General features: G+C 48.6%; 1 protein-coding gene. It reads right to left on the reverse strand.

All coding sequences use genetic code 11. The features are described from left to right. Positions 1-393: UPF0236 family transposase-like protein (locus tag BpJC4_RS15935; protein ID WP_172968390.1), on the reverse strand; the 393-nt coding region annotated here is incomplete at both ends.

The raw sequence follows: 393 nt of genomic DNA on the forward strand, positions 1-393 counted from the left end.
ACAGGGAACCCTTTTGCCATTGGTTTCCCACCCTTCATAAAGAATGGCATGGTGAACTTCCATACTCTGTTTCTTTTTCAATCCCCGGATGAATACGCCGTCAGCTTCTGCAAACAGGTATTCCACTTTCTTTCCCTCTGGCAGAAAAGCCGTTTCAAGCTCCTCTACAAGCGCCTGATCGGCTTCCGCCTGGGCTTTCCCCACACGTTTTACCATGTTCCCTACAGTAGTCCGGGTAAGACTCACTGCCGTCCATTCCTTTAAAATATCAGCTGTCTTCTGATAGGTACTTTCACTGGCCAGCTCCGCCACTTTTAATTCTACCAACGGGCTATATCGCTGGTACGGCTCCAACCCTAACCATTCATCCAGAGGATAATGCGAATTTCCCCT

The organism is Weizmannia acidilactici (assembly GCF_008974185.1).
In the GTDB taxonomy this organism is placed as follows: Bacteria; Bacillota; Bacilli; order Bacillales; family Bacillaceae_C; genus Weizmannia; species Weizmannia acidilactici.